This is a genomic window from Nocardia kruczakiae NBRC 101016 (assembly GCF_001612965.1).
In the GTDB taxonomy this organism is placed as follows: domain Bacteria; phylum Actinomycetota; class Actinomycetes; order Mycobacteriales; family Mycobacteriaceae; genus Nocardia; species Nocardia kruczakiae.
This window is the reverse complement of sequence record NZ_BDBL01000010.1, coordinates 126293-146606: the sequence shown is the minus strand read 5'-3', so window position 1 is coordinate 146606 and position 20314 is coordinate 126293. Positions and strand designations below refer to the sequence as shown.

Here is a 20314-nt window from a genome sequence, read left to right as displayed (position 1 = left end):
ACGACCCATGCCGACCCCCGATATGGACACTGCCCCGGTGACAGCGCCGGTGACCAGCACGGTTACCACGGTGCCGGTGACCGCCGTGCCGGTCCCCGAGCCGGCCGTGCACACCGTGCGCTGGTGGGTCCGCTGGGCCGGTGACTTCTTCCGCAGCCCCGAGGGACACGCCGCCCTGCTCGGCTTCTGGGGTGCGGTCCTGATCACCTTCGGCGGCCTCGGCGCCGGGGCGGTGCGCCGCAGCGATCCGCTGCTGGAGGCGGCACATCTGTCCTGGCTGCGATTCGGGCACGGCTACGCGCTGGCCACCATCGTGGTGTGGCTGGGTGTGCTGTCGATGATCATCGCCTGGGTCCGGTTGGGGCGCATCACCATCGGCACCGGCGCACGCCGCGGTCCCGGCAGCACCGTGACGCTGAACGAACTGCGGGTGATCGTCGGCATCTGGATCCTGCCGCTGCTGTTCGCGGTGCCCATGTTCAGCCAGGACGTGTACTCGTATCTGGCGCAGGGCGCACTGCTGCGCGACGGTTTCGACCCCTACAAGGTCGGCCCGGTGGTCAATCCCGGTGTGCTGCTGGACAACGTGAGCCCGGTGTGGACCACCACCACCGCGCCCTACGGTCCGATCTTCCTGCTCATGGGGCAGGCCATCACCAGCATCACCGGTGACAACGTGGTGGCCGGCACCATCGCGATGCGCCTGGTCATGCTGCCGGGCCTGGCCCTGATGATGTGGGCCGTCCCGCATATGACCAAACACCTCGGTGGCAAGCCGACGGTGGCGCTGTGGCTGGCGGTGCTCAACCCGCTGGTGCTGATCCACCTGATCGGCGGCGTGCACAACGAGATGCTCATGGTCGGCCTGATGGCCGCCGGCATCGCGCTGGTGCTGGAGCGGCACCACGCGGCCGGCATCGTGGTGGTCGCGATCGGTGTCGCGATCAAGGCGACGGCCGGTGTGGCGCTGCCGTTCCTGGTGTGGATCTGGATGATTCACGAACGCGAGCGGCGAGCCGCGGAGAACAAGGGACCGCTGCCGCATCCGATTCGCACCTTCGCCAAGATCGCCGGCCTCGGTGTGTCGGTGTTCGCGGTGGTCTTCGTGGCCGCCTCCGCGGCCGCGGGTGTCGGGATCGGCTGGCTGACCGCGCTGTCGGGATCGAAGAAGATCATCAACTGGCTCTCGCTGCCGACGGTCATGGCGCACATGGTCACCTGGGTGACGCCGCTGAATCTGGGTGAGGTGCTGGTGTGGACGCGCGGACTCTGCGCGCTCGCGCTGGTCGCGATCCTGGCGTGGACCTGGTGGCGCTACAAGAGTTCCGAACGCGATGCGGTGATGGGCATTCTCATCGCCTTCGTCGCGATCGTGATCCTTTCCCCCGCGGCGCTGCCCTGGTACTACTCGTGGCCGCTGGCACTGGCCGCCGGATTCGCCATGTCCACCACCACGTTGATGATCCTGGTCGGGTTGTGCACCTGGTTGATGCTGGTGTTCCAGCCGGGCGGATCGATCGGCCTGTACAACGTCTGGCACGTCGCGGCGGCCACCTTCGTCGCGGTCGTGGCGGCGCTGTCGCTACGCAAGGTGGATCCGCTGCGGCTGCGCGCCGATTCGGGCAGACCCAAGCAATGACCGGCCGCGGCCCCGATGCCGAACTGGCGGCCGCATACCGGCACTGCAGGGCCATCGCGGCGGAACACGGCCGCACCTACTTCCTGGCCACCCGTTTGCTGACACCACCGCAACGGGCCGCGGTGCACGCGCTCTACGCATTCGCACGGACCGTCGACGACGTCGTGGATCTCGCCGAGAGCACCCGGGATACGGGCGGTTTCGACGGGACCGGACCCAGGCGTTCCAGGACGCGCGATATCGCCTCCGCGGACGTCGATCGCGAGAGCAGCCGGGTCGCGCCCTTTCCCGGAATCGCCGATCCCACCGCGGCATTGCGGCTCGACTCGATCGAAACGCAACTCGATACCGCGCTGAACGAGGCGGGCATCGTCGGAACAGACGAGCCCACCCGCGGGTTCGGCGCCCCCGCCCGCGACGTCGATTCGGCGGCCGAGGACGCCGTGCCGGTGGGCGTTGTCCACTCCGCCGCCATGACGGAGTCCGGTACCGCGGCAGCACGTGTCCCAAGCATCACCGGACCGGCCACGAGCAGTGTCGCAGCGGCCGGCCGGGGCGTGACCGGCCCACCGGAGGCCGAGTGCCGTCTGCCCGGGGGCGCGGCGATCGACGGCCGGGTGCTCACCGCACTCGTCGACACCATCGCCCGGTATCGCATTGCGCCCGAACACTTCCGGGTATTCCTCGACGCGATGCGGATGGATGTGCCGGGGAGCGCGCAGTTCCGGAATCGGTACGCGGATATGGGCGAATTGCGGGAGTACATGCGCGGTTCGGCGGCGGCGATCGGGCTGCAATTGCTGCCGATATTCGGCACGGTGGTACCGGTAGCCGAGGCCGAACCGGCGGCCGCGGCACTGGGTGAGGCATTCCAGCTCACGAACTTTCTGCGTGACGTCGCCGAAGACCTCGATCGCGGGCGCATCTACCTGCCGGGAGATGAACTGGCCGCCTTCGGCGTCGACGCGGATCTACTCACCCACTGCCGGCGCACCGGCCGGACCGATCCGCGGGTCCGGCGCGCGCTGGCACATCTGATCGCGGTCAACCGCGCGGTCTATCGCACCGCCGCCCCGGGCATCGATCTGCTCCGGCCGCGGGTACGACCCGCCATTCGCACCGCGGCCGTGTTGTACGGCGAAATCCTCGACGAGATCGAGCGCCACGACTACGCCGTATTCGACCGCCGCGCAACGGTTCCCACCTCTCGGCGGCTTCGGGTCGCGGCCGGCCAATTCGGTTCCGGACTGCGACGCCCGAAGAATCCGGCCTCGCCTCTGCGCACCGCGCTTCCCCGCGCTTCTCGCGCGGCACGGCCGAACGCCCCCCGCGCATGACGCCCGGCTCAGAACGGTTCGGCGGCGGCCCGGCGGACGACCTCGCGAGCGAGCGGCCCGTGGATGGCGTCGATCGGACGGCCCGGCAGGGTGTCGTCCTCGGCGTACAGCCACTCGAGGATTTCCTCGTTCGTATATTTCGCATCCCGCATCACCGTGATGAGGCCGGTCAGGGGTTTGACGACCGCGCCCGAGGAGTCGAAGAAGTCTTTCGGGATCCCGGCGATACCGCCGCGGCGGATCGCGAGCAATTGATGATCGCGCAGCATCTGATGCACTCTGGTCACCGCGATGCCGAGTTGTTCGGCCACATCCGGCAACGGAAGCAGGGTCACCGATTCGGGAACGACATCGTCGCTGCAGGGAAATGCACTCACCTGCACAACGGTAGTCCGTCGGCTCCCGGATACGGCGTACGCCCGGTTTCCGCGGGGGCGCGAGGACGTCATCGGCGACCGCGACGGCGCGCGCCTATACGATCGGGGGTGCCGTCACGGGGGCGGCAACCGCTAGGTGACATTCGGAGGACAGCAGTTGATCGGCCAGATGCTGGACGGGCGCTACCGCATCGACGCGCCGATCGCGCGCGGTGGGATGTCGATGGTGTTCCGGGGAGTCGACACCCGGCTGGACCGGCCCGTGGCGATCAAGGTGATGGACCCCAAGTTCGCCGGTGACCCGCAGTTTCTGACCCGCTTCGAATTCGAGGCCCGCTCGGTGGCCAAGTTGAAGCATCCGTCGCTGGTCGCGGTCTACGACCAGGGCATCGACGGGGAGTATCCGTTCCTCATCATGGAGCTCGTCGAGGGCGGCACGCTGCGCGAACTGCTGCGCGAACGCGGGCCGATGCCGCCGCATGCGGTGCGTGCCGTCGCCGAGCCGGTACTGCGCGCGATCGGTGTCGCACACGCGGCCGGACTCGTGCACCGCGACGTCAAACCGGAGAACGTGCTGATCTCCGATGCCGGTGAGGTGAAGATCGCCGACTTCGGCCTGGTGCGCGCGGTGGCCGGGTCGAATATGACCTCGGCCAGCGTCATCCTCGGCACCGCGGCGTATCTGTCGCCGGAACAGGTCACCGCCGGTAATGCCGATGCCCGCAGCGATGTCTACTCCTTCGGCATCCTGATCTTCGAAATGCTCACCGGCCGTGCGCCGTTCACCGGCGACACCTCGCTGTCGATCGCGTATCAGCGGGTCGAGAAGGATGTGCCGAGCCCGAGCCGGTTCATCGAGGGCGTACCGCCGGAATTCGACGAACTGGTCGCGCACGCCACTGCCCGCGAACCCGCGCACCGCTTCGCCGACGCCACCGACATGGCCACCGAACTGCATCGCATCGCCACCGCGCTGCACCTGCCCGACTACCGGGTTCCGGCGCCGCGGGAATCGGCGGAACACCTGTCCGCGCGATACCGCGTCGTCCAGACCCCCGCCGCGGCCGCCGGACCGACCCACACCCCGCAGCCGGTCACCGAGGCGACGACCCGGCTCGCGGCCGAACCGTCCCACACCCGGGTGATGACCGCGGCCCATCCGGTGCCCGATCCCGAGCCGGAGCGCCCGCATCAGCCGCCGCCCCCGCCGCATCGGCCGGAATTCGTCCCCGATCGCGGCAGATCCCGGCGCCGGGTGCTGATCTGGGCGGCCGTGGTGGTGGTCCTCGCGCTGCTGCTGGGTATCGGCGGCTGGTGGCTGGGCGTCGGCCGCTATTCGTCGGTGCCGCCGATCGCCGGGATGACCACCGAACAGGCGACCGCGAAGCTGAAGGACGCCGGATTCGGGACGACCGTCCGTGACAAGGCGTCCGACATCATTCCGGTCGGCGGGGTGGTCGGCACCGACCCTTCCGCCGGGGCGAAGGTGCTGAAGGGGTCGACGGTCGCCGTCCTGGTGTCCAGCGGACAGCCGCATGTGCCGCAGTTTCAGCCCGGCCAGGACACGAAGACGGTGAACCAGCTCATCCGCGATGCCGGGCTCACCCCCGTCGACGGTGGCGAGAAACCCAGCACCGCGCCGAAAGGGTCCGTGGCGCAACTGGATCCGGCGCCCGGCACGGTCCTGCCGACCGGTGCGCAGGTGAAGGTCTATCGCAGTAAGGGTTCGCAGCCGGTGAAGCTGCCCGATGTGCGCGGCAAGACCGTCGAGGAGGCGAAGGCGACGCTGCAGAACGCCGGGCTCACCGTCGGTGACACCCGCACCGACTTCGACGGGAAGATCAAGCCGGGGCAGGTCGCGGGCACCGATCCGGCCGCCGGCACCCAGGTGCTCTCCGGTGCGACGGTGACGCTGATCGTCTCCGACGCCATCCAGGTTCCCGATGTCATCGGCAAGAACGCCGCCGAGGCCCGCTCCGAACTCGAGGGAATGGGCCTCAAGGTCGTGCTGAACCAGGTGTTCAGCGGCGATCGCGGCACCGTCCGGGTGCAGTCGCCGTTCGGTGGCGCGAATGTGGCGCCCGGATCGACGGTCACTCTCACCGTCCTGCCGTTCTGAACCCGGAGTCAGCCGAGTACACCGCCCACATCCGCGCCGCCGAGCAGTTCGGCCTCGCTGATGCCCAGCCGCCGACCGGCCAGGTCGAGCGCCTGCCGCAGCACCGCGCTGGCGCTGGCGCCGACCACCTGGGACATTTCGAGCCGGCCGTTGCCGCGCACCACCCGCACCCGGCAGCGCCACGCGATGCCGGCGCGGTCGACCTCCGGGCGTTCGATCACGATCGTGACCGGGACGCCGTCGATCTCGAGCACATGTTCGGCGAGGGCGGCGATCGGCCTGCCCGCGGTTTGCAATCCCCTGGCTACCGATGCGCTCTGCATAGCGATCCTCTCAGCATGTATCCCGCACAGCCTGTTGCCGCTGCAGTGTCACGCCTGGAAACCTAATGCAGGTTCCGGCGTTCAGCAACCTGACAGCTAACTTTTGCGGATCATGTCACGATCGCGTGCTTCCCGGACGCGGCGATTCAGCCGACCGCCAGCAACGGGTCACCGGTTTCCGGATCGTTGACCGCGACCACCGCGGCGGTGGTGAACACCTCCACCGGCACCCCGCCGATACTCGGGCTGATATTCGTGGTGATCTGCGCGGCGGCCGCGGCGGGCGCATAGCCCTGGGCCACGTCGAATTCCCAGGAGATCTCGTAACCCCAGCAGATGTTGAAGATCAGCAGGCGGCTGCCGTCGCGCAGCACGACCTCCGACGGGATCCCGTCGCGGTCGCGGTCACGCAGCAACCGCAGGATGGTGCGATCGGCGTTGCCGATCCGCAGCGCGCTCTGCGCGCTGGCCGGACCTTCCCCGCGCGGGCGGCCGTCACGGCGCGAGGGGCCCTCGTCATTGCGAAATACGACGTCCACTACGGCCGATCCGTCACCGCAGCATTTCGGCGACCAGGAATGCCAATTCCAAGGACTGCTGCGTATTGAGGCGCGGATCGCAGGCCGTCTCGTAGCGGTCCTCCAGATCCAGATCCGAGATGTCCTGCGCACCACCGAGGCATTCGGTGACGTTCTCGCCGGTGAGCTCGATGTGCAGGCCGCCCGGATGCGTGCCCAGGGCGTGGTGCACCTCGAAGAAGCCCTGCACCTCGTCGACGATGCGGTCGAAGTGGCGGGTCTTGTACCCGGTAGAGGATTCGTGGGTGTTGCCGTGCATGGGATCGCACTGCCAGATCACCTGATGTCCGGTGGCCTGCACCTTCTCGATGATCGGCGGCAGCACGTCGCGGACCTTGGTGTTGCTCATCCGCGCGACGAGGGTGAGCCGGCCCGGCTCGTTGGTGGGATCGAGCCGCTCGACGTATTCCACGGCCTGATCCGGCGTGGTGGCCGGGCCGATCTTGATGCCGATCGGATTGGCCAGCAGTTCGGCGAAGGCGATGTGGGCGCCGTCGAGCTGGCGGGTCCGCTCCCCGATCCACAGGAAATGCGCGGACAGGTCGTAGAGCACCGGATCGCCCGCGGCGTTGTGGGACAGGCGCAGCATGGCCCGCTCGTAGTCGAGCACCAGCGCCTCGTGGCTGCAGTAGATCTTGGCCGACTGCAGGCTGGGGTCCTGCACCCGGCAGGCGTTCATGAACGCCAGGCCGCGGTCGATCTCGGAGGCCATCTGCTCATAGCGGGCTCCGGCCGGCGACTGCGCGACGAAATCGCGGTTCCAATCGTGCACCTTGTGCAGATCGGCCATCCCCGCGCCGGTGAGCGCGCGGACGAGGTTCATCGCGGCGCTGGCGTTGGCGTAGGCGCGCACCAGCCGCGAGGGGTCGTGTTCGCGCTGCGCCGCGTCGGCGACCAGCGCGTTGACCATGTCGCCGCGGTAGGACTTGAGGCCGAGCGCGTCGACATCGGCCGAGCGGGGTTTGGCGTACTGGCCCGCGATCCGGGCCACCTTCACCACCGGCAGGCTCGCACCGTAGGTCAGCACCACCGCCATCTGCAGCAAAGTGCGGATGTTGCCGCGGATATGCGGCTCGGTGTTGTCGGCGAAGGTTTCCGCGCAGTCGCCGCCCTGCATCAGGAAGGCTTCGCCGCGGGCCACCTCGGCCAGATGCAGCCGCAACTCCTCGACCTCGGCGGGCACGCACAGCGGCGGCACACTCTCGAGAACGGTACGCATGGTGGCGGCCTGCTCGGGATCCCACGACGGCTGCTGCAGGGCGGGACGGGCGAGGGCGGCGTCGAGTCGCCGACGGAGCTCGGCAGGCAGCGGTGGCAGTTCCGGCAAGCGATCGATCGGTACGTCGACGGTCCAGTTCACCAGATCAGAATACGGACCTTCCGCAATCTCGGGGTAACCCGGAGGGTAGGGGGCGATGAATACGCCCGCCCGGGCGGGGCCGTAACCTCGAGCGCGGGGCCGGGTCGGGCGGTTCGGCCGAGATATCACCGCGAGCGCCGGTGTACGCCGAATCGGAAAGGGCACTACCGCGTGAAATATTTTTATGACTGCGAATTCATCGAGGACGGGGTGACGATCGATCTGATTTCGATCGGCGTGGTCTGCGAGGACGGTCGGGAATATTACGCGGTGTCAACGGAATTCGACCCCGAGCGGGCCGGGCAGTGGGTGCGGCGCAATGTCTTGCCGAAACTCCCCTCCCCCTCCTCGCCGCTGTGGCGCAGCCGGCAGCGCATTCGCGACGACCTCTATCAATTCCTGGTACCTCGTCCCACTGTGCGGCCGGAATTGTGGGCATGGGTCGGCGCCTACGACCATGTGGCGTTCTGCCAGCTGTGGGGTTCGATGGTCGATCTGCCGGCGGCCCTGCCGCGCTACACCAACGAGCTGCGCCAGCACTGGGATCACCACGGCCGGCCGGACCTGCCCCCGGTGCCGGCCGACGCGCACGACGCGCTGGCCGACGCCCGGCACAATCTCGCCAAGTACGAGGCGATCGAGGCGTTCCGCCGCAGCGGCGCGATCACCAAAATCGATCGGCGGTAGAAACGAAACTCGGCCCCCGGACAACCGTCCGGGGGCCGAGAACGCAGGGAGCGAGCGGTCAGCTCGCCAGGGTCTCCGGGATCCGCTCGGCCTCGGGCCGGCTACCGGAGGGCACGCCCTTCTTCAGGCTGGCGGCGTAGACGTCGACGTATTCCTGGCCCGACATCTGCATCAGCTCGTACATGATCTCGTCGGTGACGGCCCGCTCGACGAAGCGGTTACCGCCCATGCCCTCGTAGCGGGAGAAGTCGATCGGCGCACCGAATTTCACGGTGACGCGGCGGCGGCGCCACCGGAACGGGCCGGGAGGGCACACCTCGTCGGTCCCGATCAGTGCCACCGGGATCACCGGCACACCGGTCTCCAGGGCGAGGCGTGCCACACCGGTCTTGCCCTTGTACAGGCGGCCGTCGGGCGAGCGGGTGCCTTCCGGGTACAGCCCCACCATGCGGCCCTCGCTCAGCAGTTTGCGAGCGGTGTTGAGCGCATCCTCGGCGGCGCTGGCGCCGCTGCGATCGATCGGATACTGGCCGGTGCCGGAGAAGAAGAACTTCTGCAACCGGCCCTTGAGTCCGGGCGTGGTGAAGTATTCGGCCTTGGCCAGATAGGTGATGCGACGCGGGCTCAGCAGCGGGGTGAACAACCAGTCGGTGAACGACAGATGATTGCCGGCGAGGATGACTGCTCCGTCGGCGGGGATATTCTCCACGCCCTCGACCTTCGGCCGGTTGTAGATGTGCATGAAGGGCCCGACCAGCACGAATTTGAGCAGCCAGTAGAACATTGCGTCCTTTCCCCTGTGATTGTCGAACGGGACCGGCCTCGTCGCAGGCACCTCCGTCGGCACCGACTCTACCGTCGCCGACCTGCTGCGACCAACCCCACACGAGGTATTTCACATGCCGGCAATCACATCGGTGAAATCGGGTACACATGGGACGCTTCCGCCGCGCGAAACCGACCGGCCGTCGAGCTAATCGGCGAGATGTGCGACGCCGCGGATCATTTGCTCCCCACCCGTACGTCTCCCCGTCGAACGAGCACGACGAGAGTGGTCGATTCTCGCGGAAGACTGTTCCCGGCCCGCCGCGGAAGACAATTCCCGGCCCGCCGTGGAGGACTATTCCCGGCCCGCCGTGGAGCGCGCTCGCCGCACGTCTGCCGAATCGGCGCCGCGACCGGTTGCCGGCGCATGCCCCTCGGCGGCCCCGGTCTCCAGTGCCGTGCGCGCGAGTTCGGCCGCGCCGATCATGCCCGCCGCCTCCCCCAGTTGCGTGGTGCGGATGCGGGCCAGCGGACGATGGCGGCCGCCGGTGATCGCGGCGGCGTAATGCTCGCGGGCGTCGTCGAGGAACAGCGGCGCCGAGGAACTGACGCCGCCCGCGATGACGATCAGGTCCGGATCGAAGATATCGCTGACGAAGGCCAGTCCCAGCCCGAGCCAGCGGGCGAAATCGGCCATCACGTGCAGCGCCACCGGATCACCGTCGTGGGCCGCGCCCGCGACCCGCCGCCCGGTCAGCGATCCCGGATCGCCGACCACCTCCCGCGCCAGGATCGTCGACGGCATCGGATCGGTGGCGAGCATTTCGATCGCGGTGTCGACCAGTGCCGTCCCGCTGCAATAGCGCTCCCAGCAGCCGCGTTTGCCGCACGCGCAGATCCGGCCGTGCGGCACCACCTGCAGATGCCCCAATTCCGGTGCGACACCGTAACTTCCGCGATACAGCCGCCCCTCCACCAAGAGCGCCGCGCCGATTCCGGTGCCGATCGCGACCAGCACGCCGTTGTGCGCGCCGGCGGCCGCGCCGAACCGATATTCGGCCCACATCGCGGCATTGGCATCGTGTTCGAGGATCACCGGTAACCCGAGCCGGCGGCCGAGCCGCCCGGCGACCGCGGTGTCCTCCCAGGGCAGATGTGGTGCGAAGCGCACCGAGGACCGGGATTCGTCGACGAAGCCCGCGACCGCCAGCCCGACCGCCCCGATGTCGTGACGCGCGCACAGTTCCCGCACCGCGCGGTCGAGACCGTCCTCGAGCGCGTGCGCCGAATGCGGGGTCGGCGCCTGGACGGTGTCGAGCACCTCCCCGTCCCCGTCGACCACCGATGCCCGGATATTCGTCCCGCCGACATCGATGCCGACGGTGAGCGGAGCCTCTCGTCCGACCCGAGTGGTCATTTCTTGATCCGCACCGGGATGGGAACGTATCCGGGCCGTTGCGCCGAATCCCGCCCCCGCCCAGCACGTTCGTTGCTTCGGGCGCCTCCGCGCGGATCACGATGCTGTGCACTGGACCCACCCGCGATCCACCCGTCGTGCTCGGTGCGCTCCGAACTCGGATCGGCACCGACTTCCGTTGCCGCGGAATCGACTTCGTCCGATGCGTCGTCGGCATCCGGCAGGTCGTCCGGGAGCAGTGGTTCGACCGGCACGCCGGCCAGCGCCTCGCGCAGCACGGTCACGATCGCGGTGCCGTGGTCGGCGATCGCGGCGACCACGTCGTGATGCTCACCGCGGACCAGTGCCGCGGTCGCGCAGACCGGGCACCAGCTGCAACTGTCCCATTCGCGGCCGTCGGCGGCCGCGCGACGCAGGGCGGGTTCGACACGCTCGAGCAGGGTTTCGGCGAGGGCGCGCAGCTCCTGGGCGAATTCGCCGAAACTGTCGTCGTGGGCGTGGGTCATTGCGGCCATACCCCCGGGTCGGGCCGGAAACGCACGACGAGTTGCTCACCGTCGAGTTCGGCGCCGTCGACCGTGCACCGCCGCAATACCGGCGCCAGTCGTAGCCGCCGCCGGACCCCGTCCGCTCCCACGATCACATCGTCCTCCACTCGTCCCAGTCGCAGCGTGCCCGGGTCGACCACCGGCAGACGCATCCGCAGCGTGAATACCGATTCCAGCCCGGTGCCCGACTCCCACCGCACCTCCGGCTCCCCCGTCGCGCTACCGGGCTCCGGCGTCGTGTCGCTCAGCATAGGGTCTGGTTCGTCCGCCGGCGGGTTGCCACGAACGGGCAATGCCTGTGCCAGCGTCGACAACGCCCGCGGCCCGACCGGTTCCGGCCCGCTGTGATGGGCGATCACCACGGGCACATCCGGCATCCGGCGGCGCAGATCCGCGATCACGTCGAGCTGTTCCGCGCGACGCTGCAGATACCACTGCACTGCGGGGTGAGCGCCACCGTCGGCCGGCGGCACCGGCGGCAGCACTTTGTTCACCACCACCGCGTCGAGACGTATACCCAGAAGTGCCGCCGCCGAACGCACCCGCGCCGATTCGGCCAGCGCTACCCGTTCGGCGCCGGTGATCAGCCGGGCCCCGGTGCGCTGCGCATCGGCCAGCAGATCCCGAATCGCCGTGACCGCGGCCGCGATCCGCTCCACCGTCGCCGCCACCACCGCGCGCCGCATATCCGTACCGGTCGCGCTCATCACCCGGGCATGGGTGGGCCAGATCCGTTCGAGGTAGCCGAGCAGGGTGTCGGGTGCGGTGACGATGCGCAACATGTCCGCCGAGGGCGGGCAGTCCACGATGATCAGATCCCAGTCGTCCTCGCCCGCGAACTGCGCGATCTCGGTCAATGCCAGCAGTTCCTGCACGCCCGGCAGTCCGGTCAGTTCGGCCGGATCGAGCGCGGTGAGGTCGATGCCGTGATCGTGGCCCGCGCCGGACAGCATCCGCGCCACGTCGCGGAACCGATCCTCCAGCAGCGCAAGCGAATCGATCTCGATGACGTCGAATCCGGGGGCGACGGTCACGACCCCGGCGACGGTGCCCGGATCGTGGGCGAAGCGGAAACCCAGTGCGTCACCGAGCGAATGGGCCTGGTCCACCGAGGCGACCAGCACGCGCTGTCCGGCCTGCACCGCGGCGATGGCCGCCGCGCAGGCGAGCGTGGTCTTACCGACTCCGCCCTTGCCGATGAACAGTTCGAGACGGGTCGTGACGGCACCACGACCGCGCTGCGGAGGCCGGGTCAGCCTTCGACCCGTTTCTTGAGTTCCTTGAGGGCCGTATCGGTGATCACCTTCTCGGCCTTGCGTTTGAACATCCCGATCATCGGGATGGTGAGGTCCACGGTCAGCTCGTACACCACCTGGGTGGTGCCGTCGGGCTGCTCGATGAGCTCATAGGTGCCGTCCTGCGCCTTCTGCAGTTCGCCGCTGACCAGCTTCCAGCTCACCGCCCGGCCGTCGGCCCGCCAGGTGTAGGACAGCACGTAGGTGTCCTTGACGACGCCGGCGTCCAGCACGAATTTCGCCGTGCGGGCCCGCCCGTCGGGGAAGGTCTCCAGTACGTCCACCGATCGTGCCGCCGACACCCATTCCGGATACGACTGCAGATCGGCGATGACGGCCATCACCCGATCCGAGGGGGCATCGATGGTGATCGACCTCTGGGTCCGGTCGGCCATGACTGACAGCGTTTCCTTTCGACCTAGCGTGACGGCGCCACACCGGCCGGACGGCCGGCCTCCAGCCGCGATTTCACCTCGAACGACATCTTCTTGCCGGCTACCCGCCGGGAACGGTTGGCGGCCATCAGGGTTCGGGACGAGAGCGCGGCCGCGCCCGGCGGTTCGGCGTGCATGAAGTAGTGCAGGATCACCCCGTCCAGCGACGGCTCCAGCCAGACCTCCATGGTGCCGGTCAGCGGCCCGCTGACCGACCAGCGAATTCCCTTGTCACCCCGGTCTTCTCGCACCTCGAGGGTGAGGTCGGGCCACCAGCGGTGCCAGCGCGACCGGTCGGCCAGGACCTCGGCGACCGCGGCGCCGGACGCGGCGACGAAGGTCTGGTCGGCCACCTGGATGCTGCTCACGGCTGGGGCTCGCTGCTGCGCTCGCTCATGAAACCCGAGCCTACTGGGTCGGAGCCCGGAGGCGGTAACGCAGTGCCGGGCACGCGCGACCCGCCCGCCGCGCCCGGCCGGAGCGCCTGCCCGCTCACCGGCCGACGCCGTCGGATCCCACCGCGCCGGAATGCGCGCCGGGATCGAGCAGCGTCCGCAGCCGGCCGCCCAGGACGTCCCAGCGCCACTGGTCGGCGACCCATTCGCGACCGGCGGCGCCCATCCGCGCCGCGGCATCGCGGTCGGCGAGGATGCCGACGACGGCATCGGCCACGGCCCGCTCGTCTCGCCCGTCGACCACCGTCCCGGTGCGGCCCTCGAGCACGGTTTCCGGTGCGCCACCGGAATTTCCGGCCACCACGGGCACACCCGTCGCCGACGCCTCCAGATAGACGATGCCGAGTCCTTCCACGTCCAGTCCGGCGCCGCGGGTGCGCGAGGGCATCGCGAAGACGTCGGCGAGGGTGTGGTGGGCGGCCAGTTCGGCGGCGGGGACGCGACCGGTGAACACCACGTCCGCGTCCAGGTCCAGCGAGCGCACCAGCGCGCGCAACTTGTCCTCGTACGGGCCGCCACCGGCGATGACCAGCACCGCGCCGTCGATACGGCGGCGGATCTCGCGCATCGCCAGGATCAGCATGTCCTGTCCCTTGCGCGGGACCAGCCGCGACAGGCACAACACCGTCGGCCGCTCGCCCAGGCCGTACCGGGCGCGCAGTTCGGCACGTGCGGCGGGGTCGGGGTGGAAGACGGTGCTGTCCACACCCGGCGGCAGATATTCCAGGGCCGCCTGGGCGCCGAAGGCCGCGGCGAAGCGCCGGCGGGTGTATTTGCTGACGTAGGTGACGACATCGGTGTGGTCGCCGATCACGCGCAGCACCTGCCGGGCGCCGGGGAGCATAGACCAGCCGACCTCGTGACCGTGGGTGCTGGCCACGATCCGGTCCGCACCGAGGCGGCGCAGCGCCGGCGACATCAGGGCCAGCGGCGCGGCGGCACCGAACCAGACGGTGTCGCACCGGTGCTCGCGCAGCAGCTTCGCCGCGCGGCGCAGCACCAGCGGCGTCGGCAGCATCAACGTGGTCGGATGGCGCACGACCTCGAACGGCTGCTGGGCATCGAACCGCTGATGGGAGTCGCCGCGCCAGCGCGGCGCGTAGACGACCAGATCCTCCGGCGGCATCCGCAGCGCGAGCGAATGAACATACGACTGGATACCGCCCGGCCGGGGCGGAAAGTCGTTGGTGATCAACAGCGTGCGGCCCATGGGGGCGAGTCTATGGGTGTCCCGGCCGCGGTCGGCGCTACGGGTGCGGACCCCGCGCGGCAGCTCTCGGTGTGGCCGGGGCGACCGGCCGGGTCTCAGGCCGCGACGCGGGCCTTGATCCAGTCGCGCCAGGCGGCGACGAATTCGGTGTGGCCGAGGCCCAGGGTGTCGTGCAGGCCGCGATCCAGCGCGGCCTGGTCCTGCGGGCCGGTGGCGAGCCGGCGGTAGAGCGCGACGAGTTTCGGCTCTCCGAATCGGTCGGCGACGAAGGCGTTGGCCGACCAGGCCTGTTCGTAGGCGAGCGCGGCGTCGGTGCCCGGGCTCGGCGCGAAGGCGGTGTCGCCGGGTAGATCCGCGGGCAGGTCGCCGGAGCGGGCGCGGGTGGTGACGGTCGGCGCCACCTGGGCGAAGCGCTGCTGGTCCCCGCGGTGGCCGCAGTATTCGGCGAACCCTTCCAGCACCCACAGCGGGGAACCGTCGACGGTCCGGGCGCGGGCGGCGATGTGGGTGAGTTCGTGGCGCAGAGTTTCGCGCAGGCCGTCCGGGCCGAGCCGGCGCCCGGCATCGGGTGCGAAGACGATCCGCTGACCGGCGGGCTGGGTGCCGGGCACGAACGGATCCGATACCGAGGCCGCGGCGACCTCGCCGGACACCGGACCGGTGGCGTGGGTCAGCGCCGCGAATTCGGAACTGCTCGAGGCGACGGTCACCACGGCTTCGTGGGCCCACTCGGTACCCCACACCTCGGAGACGGCAGTGACCGCCGGGCCGACCTCGCGAGCGAGCTGGTCGACGTCACCGCGCTGGTACGGATGTCCCAGCACCACCGACAGCTTGCCGTCGTCACCCGAAACCTGTTGCGCGACAACGGGTCCGTAGGAACTCATGACGCGGCGCAACTCGGGCAGCTGGGGATCGGCGTGCGCCGGGGCGGTATCGGACTCCGCGGCGGCGGGCACGGTGCGCAGGCCGGTCTTCGGCAGTAGTAGCAAGGCCCCGCCGGCCGCGGTCAGGGCCACCACCACGGCGAGGGTGGCGACGAACTCGAAGCGCCCACGATGGGCCAGCCATGCCCGGACCCGCAACAATCCGCTCATACGACACGATCCTCACGTCGGTGTGATGACTCGCCGCCAGATTCTCGCAGTGTTTACGGCATTCCGATCCAGTATCGGCGCGCGGAATGGAAAGGCGTATTACCCATCGGCGCCACCGCGACGGGCACACCGAAGGTGGAGGCGTGCAGGATCATGCCATTCCCGGCGTATATACCGACGTGGGAGGCGTCCGAATAGAAGAACACCACGTCGCCGGGCTGCAACGAGTCCCGCGACACCGGCGTGCCTACCGTGGCCTGCGCCTGGCTGGTGCGCGGCAGATCGATGCCCACGTGATGGAAGGCCCACTGCACCAGGCCGGAGCAGTCGAACTGGTCGGGGCCGGTCGCGCCCCAGACGTACGGGTCGCCGACGCGGGTCAATCCCGCGGCCAGCGCACTGGTTCCGCTACCGGGCACCAGGCCGCGCAGCAGGGTGTCGCGGTCGAAGCCGGGCGGGAACAGCGATCCGGCGAGGCTGGATTTCTCCCCGGCCGAGAGCGCACCCCAGGCCTGGATGACCTGGGCCATCGCACCCTGCAGATCGGCGCGCTTGTGTTCGAGGTCCGCGCGCACCTGATCGGCCTTCTGCGCGGCGGCCTGCGCGGCGTCGGAGGCGGATTTGGCGGCGGTTTCGGCGGCGGTGGCCGAATCGGTGGCCTTGGAGAACTGCGTCAGTTGATCGGCGGTCTGCGTGGACAGCACGTCCAGCGTCGACATCTGGTCGAGCAACTGCTGCGGGGAATCGGAGACCAGCACCGAGAACAGCCGGTTGGTCCGGGCGCCCTGATAGGCGGCGATCGCGGTCCGGTCCACGGCCGGTTGATATTTGCGCACCTCGGCCTTGGCGGCGTCGAGGGCCTGGGTCGCGGTCGTGAGTCTGGCGTCCGCGTCGCGGGCCACGCCCTGTTTGGCTTCCAGATCGCCCTGCGCGGCCAGCGCCTGCTGATTGAGCTGTTCGGACTGATGCGACAACTCGATGAGCCGCTGCACCGCGTCACCGGCCGTGGCCGGTTGTTCCGCGGGCGCCGGATCGGCCGTCGCCAGGCCGCCGGATGACGCTCCGAACACGAGCGCACCCACCGCCAGTGAGCCGCCGACCAGGCGTCTGGTTCTGTTGTTGCGTTGCGCGTTGCCCTTGTGCGCTGTCACGGCCTGCCGTGCCCCGTTCTCTCGTCCCGAGCTGGAAACCACGAAGGTCTCGATAAGGTTACGGAACGGCGACCGTCCATGTCCAGCAGGGCACGAAACGATCACGCCGTATACCCCGAATGCCCGGATCGGCGGTCCGAACTGTGCGGAATGCGCCGATCCGGCGGGGCGAATCAGTAGCGGCGAGCGCCCGCGACCGGCATCGAGGAGATCGAGGCGACCTTCACCGGCTCACCGGCGGTCGAGGCGTGCACCACGTTGCCGTCGCCGACATAGAGCGCGGAGTGGCTGCCGCCGTAGAAGGACACCACGTCACCGGGCTGCAGCGCGTCGAGCGAGACGGGGGCGCCTTCCTCGAGCTGTTCGTAGCTGGTGCGCGGCACCTCCCGACCGGCCTGCTCGTAGGACCACTTCACCAGGCCCGAGCAGTCGAAGGCGTTCGGGCCGGCGGCGCCGTACGAGTAGGGCGCGCCGACCTTCGAGAGGGCGGCGTCGGCCGCGCGCTGGCCGACGGTCTGCTGCGGCGCGAACGGCGCGGGAATGCCCGGGATCTGAATGCCCGGGATCTGGATGCCCGGCGGGACGGCGCCGAGGACCTGATCGGGAACATCGACGGTGCCGACGCCCGGTACGGTGACCGGCGCGGCCGCGGCGGTGGTCGCCGGGAGCAGCAGAACGCTGAGGGTTGCTGCGCCAACGGCTCCGGCCGCAACGGCCCGGCGGGCGGTACGAGGCAGCCCCTGAACCTGTCGCTTGATCGCCATGATGCGGTACTCCTCATCTGCCCCACGACGCCGCACCCGGTGGTGCGTCGGACTCCGTGAGGTCTCGAAAAGGTTACGAGGCCATAACGGTGCGTTGTAAAGCCCCGACGCTCCGAGGTGGGTTCAGGTAGGAGCTCCCGCTCGACGGCATGCGAGATAGCTCACAGTAATCACGAAACGATAACGACGATCGATGCGGGCGGCGTTTGCCCAGGTGCGCAGCACAGCGCACGCAAGCACGCCGCCTCGAACTCCGTCATGCGCCCCGAGCGGGAAACCGCAAGTAGCCCAGAGCATGCCTGGCCATAACCAACCGAACAGTCCGCAGGTTTTGCGGTACATACCGAGTAGTCAAGTCCGGCTTCGTCGACGGCGTCGAAGACATCGACCGCCCGCCGCCATTCATAGCAATACCGAATTACCGTGACCCTGGTCACTTTTCGGCATACTCGTGCAAACCGAACCGCGCACATCGCAAACCTCGCGCCGCCTCGACCGGCGGCGGGCATCCGGACCGATCCTGTCGGACCCTGCGCCTACGCTGCTCGCCGTGCCCTCCCCCGTTCCGCGACCGGCCCAGCTGGCCCTCGAACTCCCCGGTCACGGCGGTGATGAGCCCGAACTCGCACTACGAGACGTCACCTTCGTCGTGGTGGACCTCGAGACCACCGGAACCCGGCCGGAGGGGGACGCCATCACCGAGATCGGCGCGGTGAAGGTACGCGGCGGCGAAGTCCTCGGCGAATTCGGGACGCTGGTCGACCCCGGCTGCGCCATCCCACCGCAGATCGTGCGGGTCACCGGCATCACCACCGCGATGGTGTCGGCGGCGCCGCGGATCGACGCGGTGCTGCCCGGATTTCTCGAATTCGCTTCGGGCGCCGTGCTCGTCGCCCACAACGCCCGCTTCGACATGTCGTTTCTGAAGGCGGCCGCCCAGCGCTGCGACACCGCGTGGCCGGCCTTCCAGGTGCTGTGCACGGTCCAGCTGGCGCGGCGCATCCTCGACCGCGACGAGGCGCCGACGGTGCGGCTCTCGGCGCTTGCTCAGCTGCTCGGCGCCTCCACCCGGCCCACGCATCGCGCCCTCGACGATGCCCGCGCCACCGTGGACGTGCTGCACGCACTGTTCGAGCGGGTCGGCAATCTCGGCGTCCAGACCCTGCCCGAATTGATCGACTATCTGCCGGAGGTCACGCGCCGCCAGCGCTCCAAACGCATCCTCGCCGCCGATCTGCCCGCCGCACCCGGGGTGTACCTGTTCCGGGGCCCTTCGGAGGAGGTCCTCTACATAGGGACGGCGGTGAACCTGCGCCGGCGCGTGCGCAATTACTTCACCGGCTCCGAAACCCGCACGCGGATGCGGGAAATGGTCATGCTCGCCACCCGCGTCGACCACGTCCGCTGCGCGCACGGCCTGGAAGCCGGAGTGCGCGAGCTGCGGCTGCTGGTGGCGCACACCCCGCCCTACAACCGGCGCTCGAAATTCCCCAAGCGGGCGTGGTGGCTGACCCTGACCGACGAGCCGTTCCCCCGGTTCGCGGTCAGCCGGACTCCGACCGCAGATGCGTTGGGGCCCTTCGGTTCCCGCACCGATGCCACCGAGGTCGCGGCGACCCTCGCGGAATACAGCGGCCTGCGCACCTGCACGACGCGCATCCCCCGCGGCGGTGTGCACGGCGGCGACTGTCCGCCCGCGGCCGTGGGCGGGTGCCCGGCGGCGATCTTCGGTGAACGGGTGCCGGCCGCACAGTACGCGCCCGCCCCGCGGGCGGTGCGGGATCTGTTCACCGGCCGCGACGACGCGCCCTTGCGCGCCATCGCCGCCCGCATCGACGAGTACGTCGCCGCGGAGCATTTCGAGGCCGCCGCCCGGCTGCGCGATCGCACCTGCGCCGTGGTCCGGGCGCTGCGGCGCACGCAGCGCCTGGCCGCCCTCGCCCGGATCGCCGAGCTGATCGCAGCGCGTCCCGACGGCAGCGGCGGCTGGGAATTCGCGGTGATCCGCTACGGCCGCCTCGCCGCCGCCGGAACCGCCGCGCGCGGTATTCCACCGATGCCGGTGGTCGACAGCCTGGTCGCCGCCGCCGAGACGGTCCGCCCCGCCACAGTGATATCGGGCGCTTCCCCGGAGCCGCGCATCCCCGCCGGGACGGACGATCTGCACGACCCCGACCATCCGCCGTTACGCGGCGCCCCGCCCGAGGAGACGGGCGTGATCGCCCGCTGGCTCGACCAGCCCGGAACCCGCATCGTCCGCACCAGCGAGGGCTACCGGGAACCGCGTCTGGGCGCGGGTCCCTGGCTCGCCTGGGTCGATCGTGCCGAGGCGGCCACCCGGGTGGAATCGGCTGCGAGCGAATACCTCACGCGTACCAGCGCGTAGTGGGCCGCGGCCGGCGCTCACGGAGGACCGCACGAAACTGGTGCGGTATTCACTCCCCCAGCGAAAACCCCGCCTCCACATCCGCACTCGAATACGACTTGAAGGCGATGTGGGTCGTCGTGCGCAGAACTCCGGCGGTCTTGTTCACCCGGCCGGTCACCACCTCGGCGATCTGTTCGTGATCGCGCACCCGCACCACCGCGATCAGGTCGACATCTCCCGCGCACGAGTAGACCTCGGCAACGCCGTCGAGATCGGCCAGTGCCTGCGCGGTTTCGGGAATCCGGGCCGCCTCGGCGTGGATCAGAACGATCGCGGTAATCATGAGCGCGAGTCTAATTGCGGGTCCGCTGCGCACCCGCAGCGCGGCCG

At 69.6% G+C, this 20314-nt stretch carries 19 protein-coding genes and 2 pseudogenes; 6 read left to right on the top strand and 15 right to left on the bottom strand.

All coding sequences use genetic code 11. The annotated features are described in order from the left end of the window. The first annotated feature begins 22 nt into the window (after window positions 1–22). From NK1_RS09780 to NK1_RS36310, 3 genes and pseudogenes are all read left to right on the top strand, one after another. Window positions 23–1639: an alpha-(1->6)-mannopyranosyltransferase A gene (locus NK1_RS09780; protein WP_084460738.1), complete on the top strand. Its 1617-nt coding sequence runs from the start codon at window positions 23–25 to the stop codon at window positions 1637–1639. Further along, a pseudogene (locus NK1_RS36315) lies at window positions 1636–1812 on the top strand (squalene/phytoene synthase family protein); the annotation flags it as partial. The gene NK1_RS09780 and the pseudogene NK1_RS36315, both read left to right, overlap by 4 nt. Window positions 1813–2253: 441 nt before the next feature. Continuing rightward, window positions 2254–2976: pseudogene (locus NK1_RS36310) on the top strand (phytoene/squalene synthase family protein); the annotation flags it as partial. Window positions 2977–2984: 8 nt separating this feature from the next. Here NK1_RS36310 and NK1_RS09770 read toward each other — a convergent pair. After that, complete coding sequence (locus NK1_RS09770; RefSeq protein ID WP_063008239.1) at window positions 2985–3353, bottom strand: Rv2175c family DNA-binding protein; 369 nt, start codon at window positions 3351–3353, stop codon at window positions 2985–2987. 169 nt (window positions 3354–3522) lie between these two features. On the opposite strand from NK1_RS09770, the gene pknB reads away from it, so the two are divergent. Beyond that, complete coding sequence (gene pknB / locus NK1_RS09765) at window positions 3523–5472, top strand: Stk1 family PASTA domain-containing Ser/Thr kinase (RefSeq protein WP_084460736.1); 1950 nt, start codon at window positions 3523–3525, stop codon at window positions 5470–5472. An 8-nt stretch (window positions 5473–5480) separates the two neighbouring features. Here the strand turns inward: pknB and NK1_RS09760 are convergent, their stop codons facing one another. The 3 genes from NK1_RS09760 to NK1_RS09750 form a co-directional block, all read right to left on the bottom strand. Then, window positions 5481–5795 (bottom strand): hypothetical protein, encoded by a 315-nt coding sequence (locus NK1_RS09760; protein ID WP_157104179.1) that lies wholly within the window; start codon window positions 5793–5795, stop codon window positions 5481–5483. Window positions 5796–5941: 146 nt separating this feature from the next. Further along, window positions 5942–6334 (bottom strand): hypothetical protein, encoded by a 393-nt coding sequence (locus tag NK1_RS09755; protein WP_063008215.1) that lies wholly within the window; start codon window positions 6332–6334, stop codon window positions 5942–5944. 13 nt (window positions 6335–6347) lie between these two features. Further along, a complete protein-coding gene (locus tag NK1_RS09750) occupies window positions 6348–7733 on the bottom strand; it encodes a class II 3-deoxy-7-phosphoheptulonate synthase (protein ID WP_063008214.1) in 1386 nt (461 codons plus the stop codon). Window positions 7734–7904: 171 nt separating this feature from the next. On the opposite strand from NK1_RS09750, the gene NK1_RS09745 reads away from it, so the two are divergent. Next, window positions 7905–8420, top strand: coding sequence for a polyadenylate-specific 3'-exoribonuclease AS (locus tag NK1_RS09745; RefSeq protein ID WP_063008213.1), 516 nt, complete (start codon window positions 7905–7907; stop codon window positions 8418–8420). Window positions 8421–8478: 58 nt separating this feature from the next. On the opposite strand, the gene NK1_RS09740 is transcribed toward NK1_RS09745, so the two are convergent. From NK1_RS09740 to NK1_RS09695, 10 genes are all read right to left on the bottom strand, one after another. Then, window positions 8479–9204 (bottom strand): lysophospholipid acyltransferase family protein, encoded by a 726-nt coding sequence (locus NK1_RS09740; RefSeq protein WP_063008212.1) that lies wholly within the window; start codon window positions 9202–9204, stop codon window positions 8479–8481. Between the two features lie 336 nt (window positions 9205–9540). Further along, a complete protein-coding gene (locus NK1_RS09735; RefSeq protein ID WP_063008211.1) occupies window positions 9541–10602 on the bottom strand; it encodes an ROK family protein in 1062 nt (353 codons plus the stop codon). Beyond that, window positions 10599–11108, bottom strand: a complete 510-nt coding sequence (locus NK1_RS35620) for a hypothetical protein (protein WP_245660412.1) — start codon at window positions 11106–11108, stop codon at window positions 10599–10601. Before NK1_RS35620 ends, NK1_RS09735 begins: the two co-directional genes overlap by 4 nt. Next, on the bottom strand, window positions 11105–12349 hold the full coding sequence (locus NK1_RS09725; protein ID WP_369689807.1) for an ArsA family ATPase: 1245 nt from the start codon (window positions 12347–12349) through the stop codon (window positions 11105–11107). The genes NK1_RS35620 and NK1_RS09725 overlap by 4 nt, the downstream gene beginning before the upstream one ends. A 53-nt stretch (window positions 12350–12402) precedes the next feature. Continuing rightward, complete coding sequence (locus NK1_RS09720; RefSeq protein WP_063008208.1) at window positions 12403–12840, bottom strand: SRPBCC family protein; 438 nt, start codon at window positions 12838–12840, stop codon at window positions 12403–12405. A 23-nt stretch (window positions 12841–12863) separates the two neighbouring features. After that, window positions 12864–13247, bottom strand: coding sequence for a hypothetical protein (locus tag NK1_RS09715; protein WP_063008207.1), 384 nt, complete (start codon window positions 13245–13247; stop codon window positions 12864–12866). Between the two features lie 124 nt (window positions 13248–13371). Continuing rightward, window positions 13372–14544, bottom strand: a complete 1173-nt coding sequence (locus NK1_RS09710; RefSeq protein ID WP_063008206.1) for a glycosyltransferase family 4 protein — start codon at window positions 14542–14544, stop codon at window positions 13372–13374. A gap of 95 nt (window positions 14545–14639) precedes the next feature. Then, on the bottom strand, window positions 14640–15641 hold the full coding sequence (locus NK1_RS09705; protein WP_063008205.1) for a hypothetical protein: 1002 nt from the start codon (window positions 15639–15641) through the stop codon (window positions 14640–14642). 53 nt (window positions 15642–15694) lie between these two features. Next, entirely contained in the window at window positions 15695–16792 is a 1098-nt protein-coding gene (locus NK1_RS09700) for an NlpC/P60 family protein (RefSeq protein WP_084460732.1), read from the bottom strand. 173 nt (window positions 16793–16965) lie between these two features. After that, window positions 16966–17556 carry a C40 family peptidase gene (locus NK1_RS09695; protein ID WP_063008204.1) on the bottom strand — a complete coding sequence of 197 codons (591 nt, stop codon included), beginning with the start codon at window positions 17554–17556 and terminating at the stop codon, window positions 16966–16968. A gap of 550 nt (window positions 17557–18106) precedes the next feature. On the opposite strand from NK1_RS09695, the gene NK1_RS09690 reads away from it, so the two are divergent. Next, a complete protein-coding gene (locus tag NK1_RS09690; protein WP_084460735.1) occupies window positions 18107–19942 on the top strand; it encodes a DEDD exonuclease domain-containing protein in 1836 nt (611 codons plus the stop codon). Between the two features lie 49 nt (window positions 19943–19991). Here NK1_RS09690 and NK1_RS09685 read toward each other — a convergent pair whose 3' ends face one another. Then, window positions 19992–20267 (bottom strand): Lrp/AsnC family transcriptional regulator, encoded by a 276-nt coding sequence (locus NK1_RS09685; protein ID WP_036500227.1) that lies wholly within the window; start codon window positions 20265–20267, stop codon window positions 19992–19994. Between the last annotated feature and the right edge of the window lie 47 nt (window positions 20268–20314).

Excerpts from the sequence above, each read along its gene's own strand:
- NK1_RS09780 (WP_084460738.1), top strand. The coding sequence starts at position 23 with ATGGACACTGCCCCGGTGACAGCGCCGGTGACCAGCACGGTTACCACG.
- pknB (WP_084460736.1), top strand. The coding sequence starts at position 3,523 with ATGCTGGACGGGCGCTACCGCATCGACGCGCCGATCGCGCGCGGTGGG.
- NK1_RS09760 (WP_157104179.1), bottom strand. The coding sequence starts at position 5,795 with ATGCAGAGCGCATCGGTAGCCAGGGGATTGCAAACCGCGGGCAGGCCG.
- NK1_RS09740 (WP_063008212.1), bottom strand. The coding sequence starts at position 9,204 with ATGTTCTACTGGCTGCTCAAATTCGTGCTGGTCGGGCCCTTCATGCAC.
- NK1_RS09735 (WP_063008211.1), bottom strand. The coding sequence starts at position 10,602 with ATGACCACTCGGGTCGGACGAGAGGCTCCGCTCACCGTCGGCATCGAT.
- NK1_RS35620 (WP_245660412.1), bottom strand. The coding sequence starts at position 11,108 with ATGACCCACGCCCACGACGACAGTTTCGGCGAATTCGCCCAGGAGCTG.
- NK1_RS09720 (WP_063008208.1), bottom strand. The coding sequence starts at position 12,840 with ATGGCCGACCGGACCCAGAGGTCGATCACCATCGATGCCCCCTCGGAT.
- NK1_RS09710 (WP_063008206.1), bottom strand. The coding sequence starts at position 14,544 with ATGGGCCGCACGCTGTTGATCACCAACGACTTTCCGCCCCGGCCGGGC.
- NK1_RS09705 (WP_063008205.1), bottom strand. The coding sequence starts at position 15,641 with ATGAGCGGATTGTTGCGGGTCCGGGCATGGCTGGCCCATCGTGGGCGC.
- NK1_RS09695 (WP_063008204.1), bottom strand. The coding sequence starts at position 17,556 with ATGGCGATCAAGCGACAGGTTCAGGGGCTGCCTCGTACCGCCCGCCGG.
- NK1_RS09685 (WP_036500227.1), bottom strand. The coding sequence starts at position 20,267 with ATGATTACCGCGATCGTTCTGATCCACGCCGAGGCGGCCCGGATTCCC.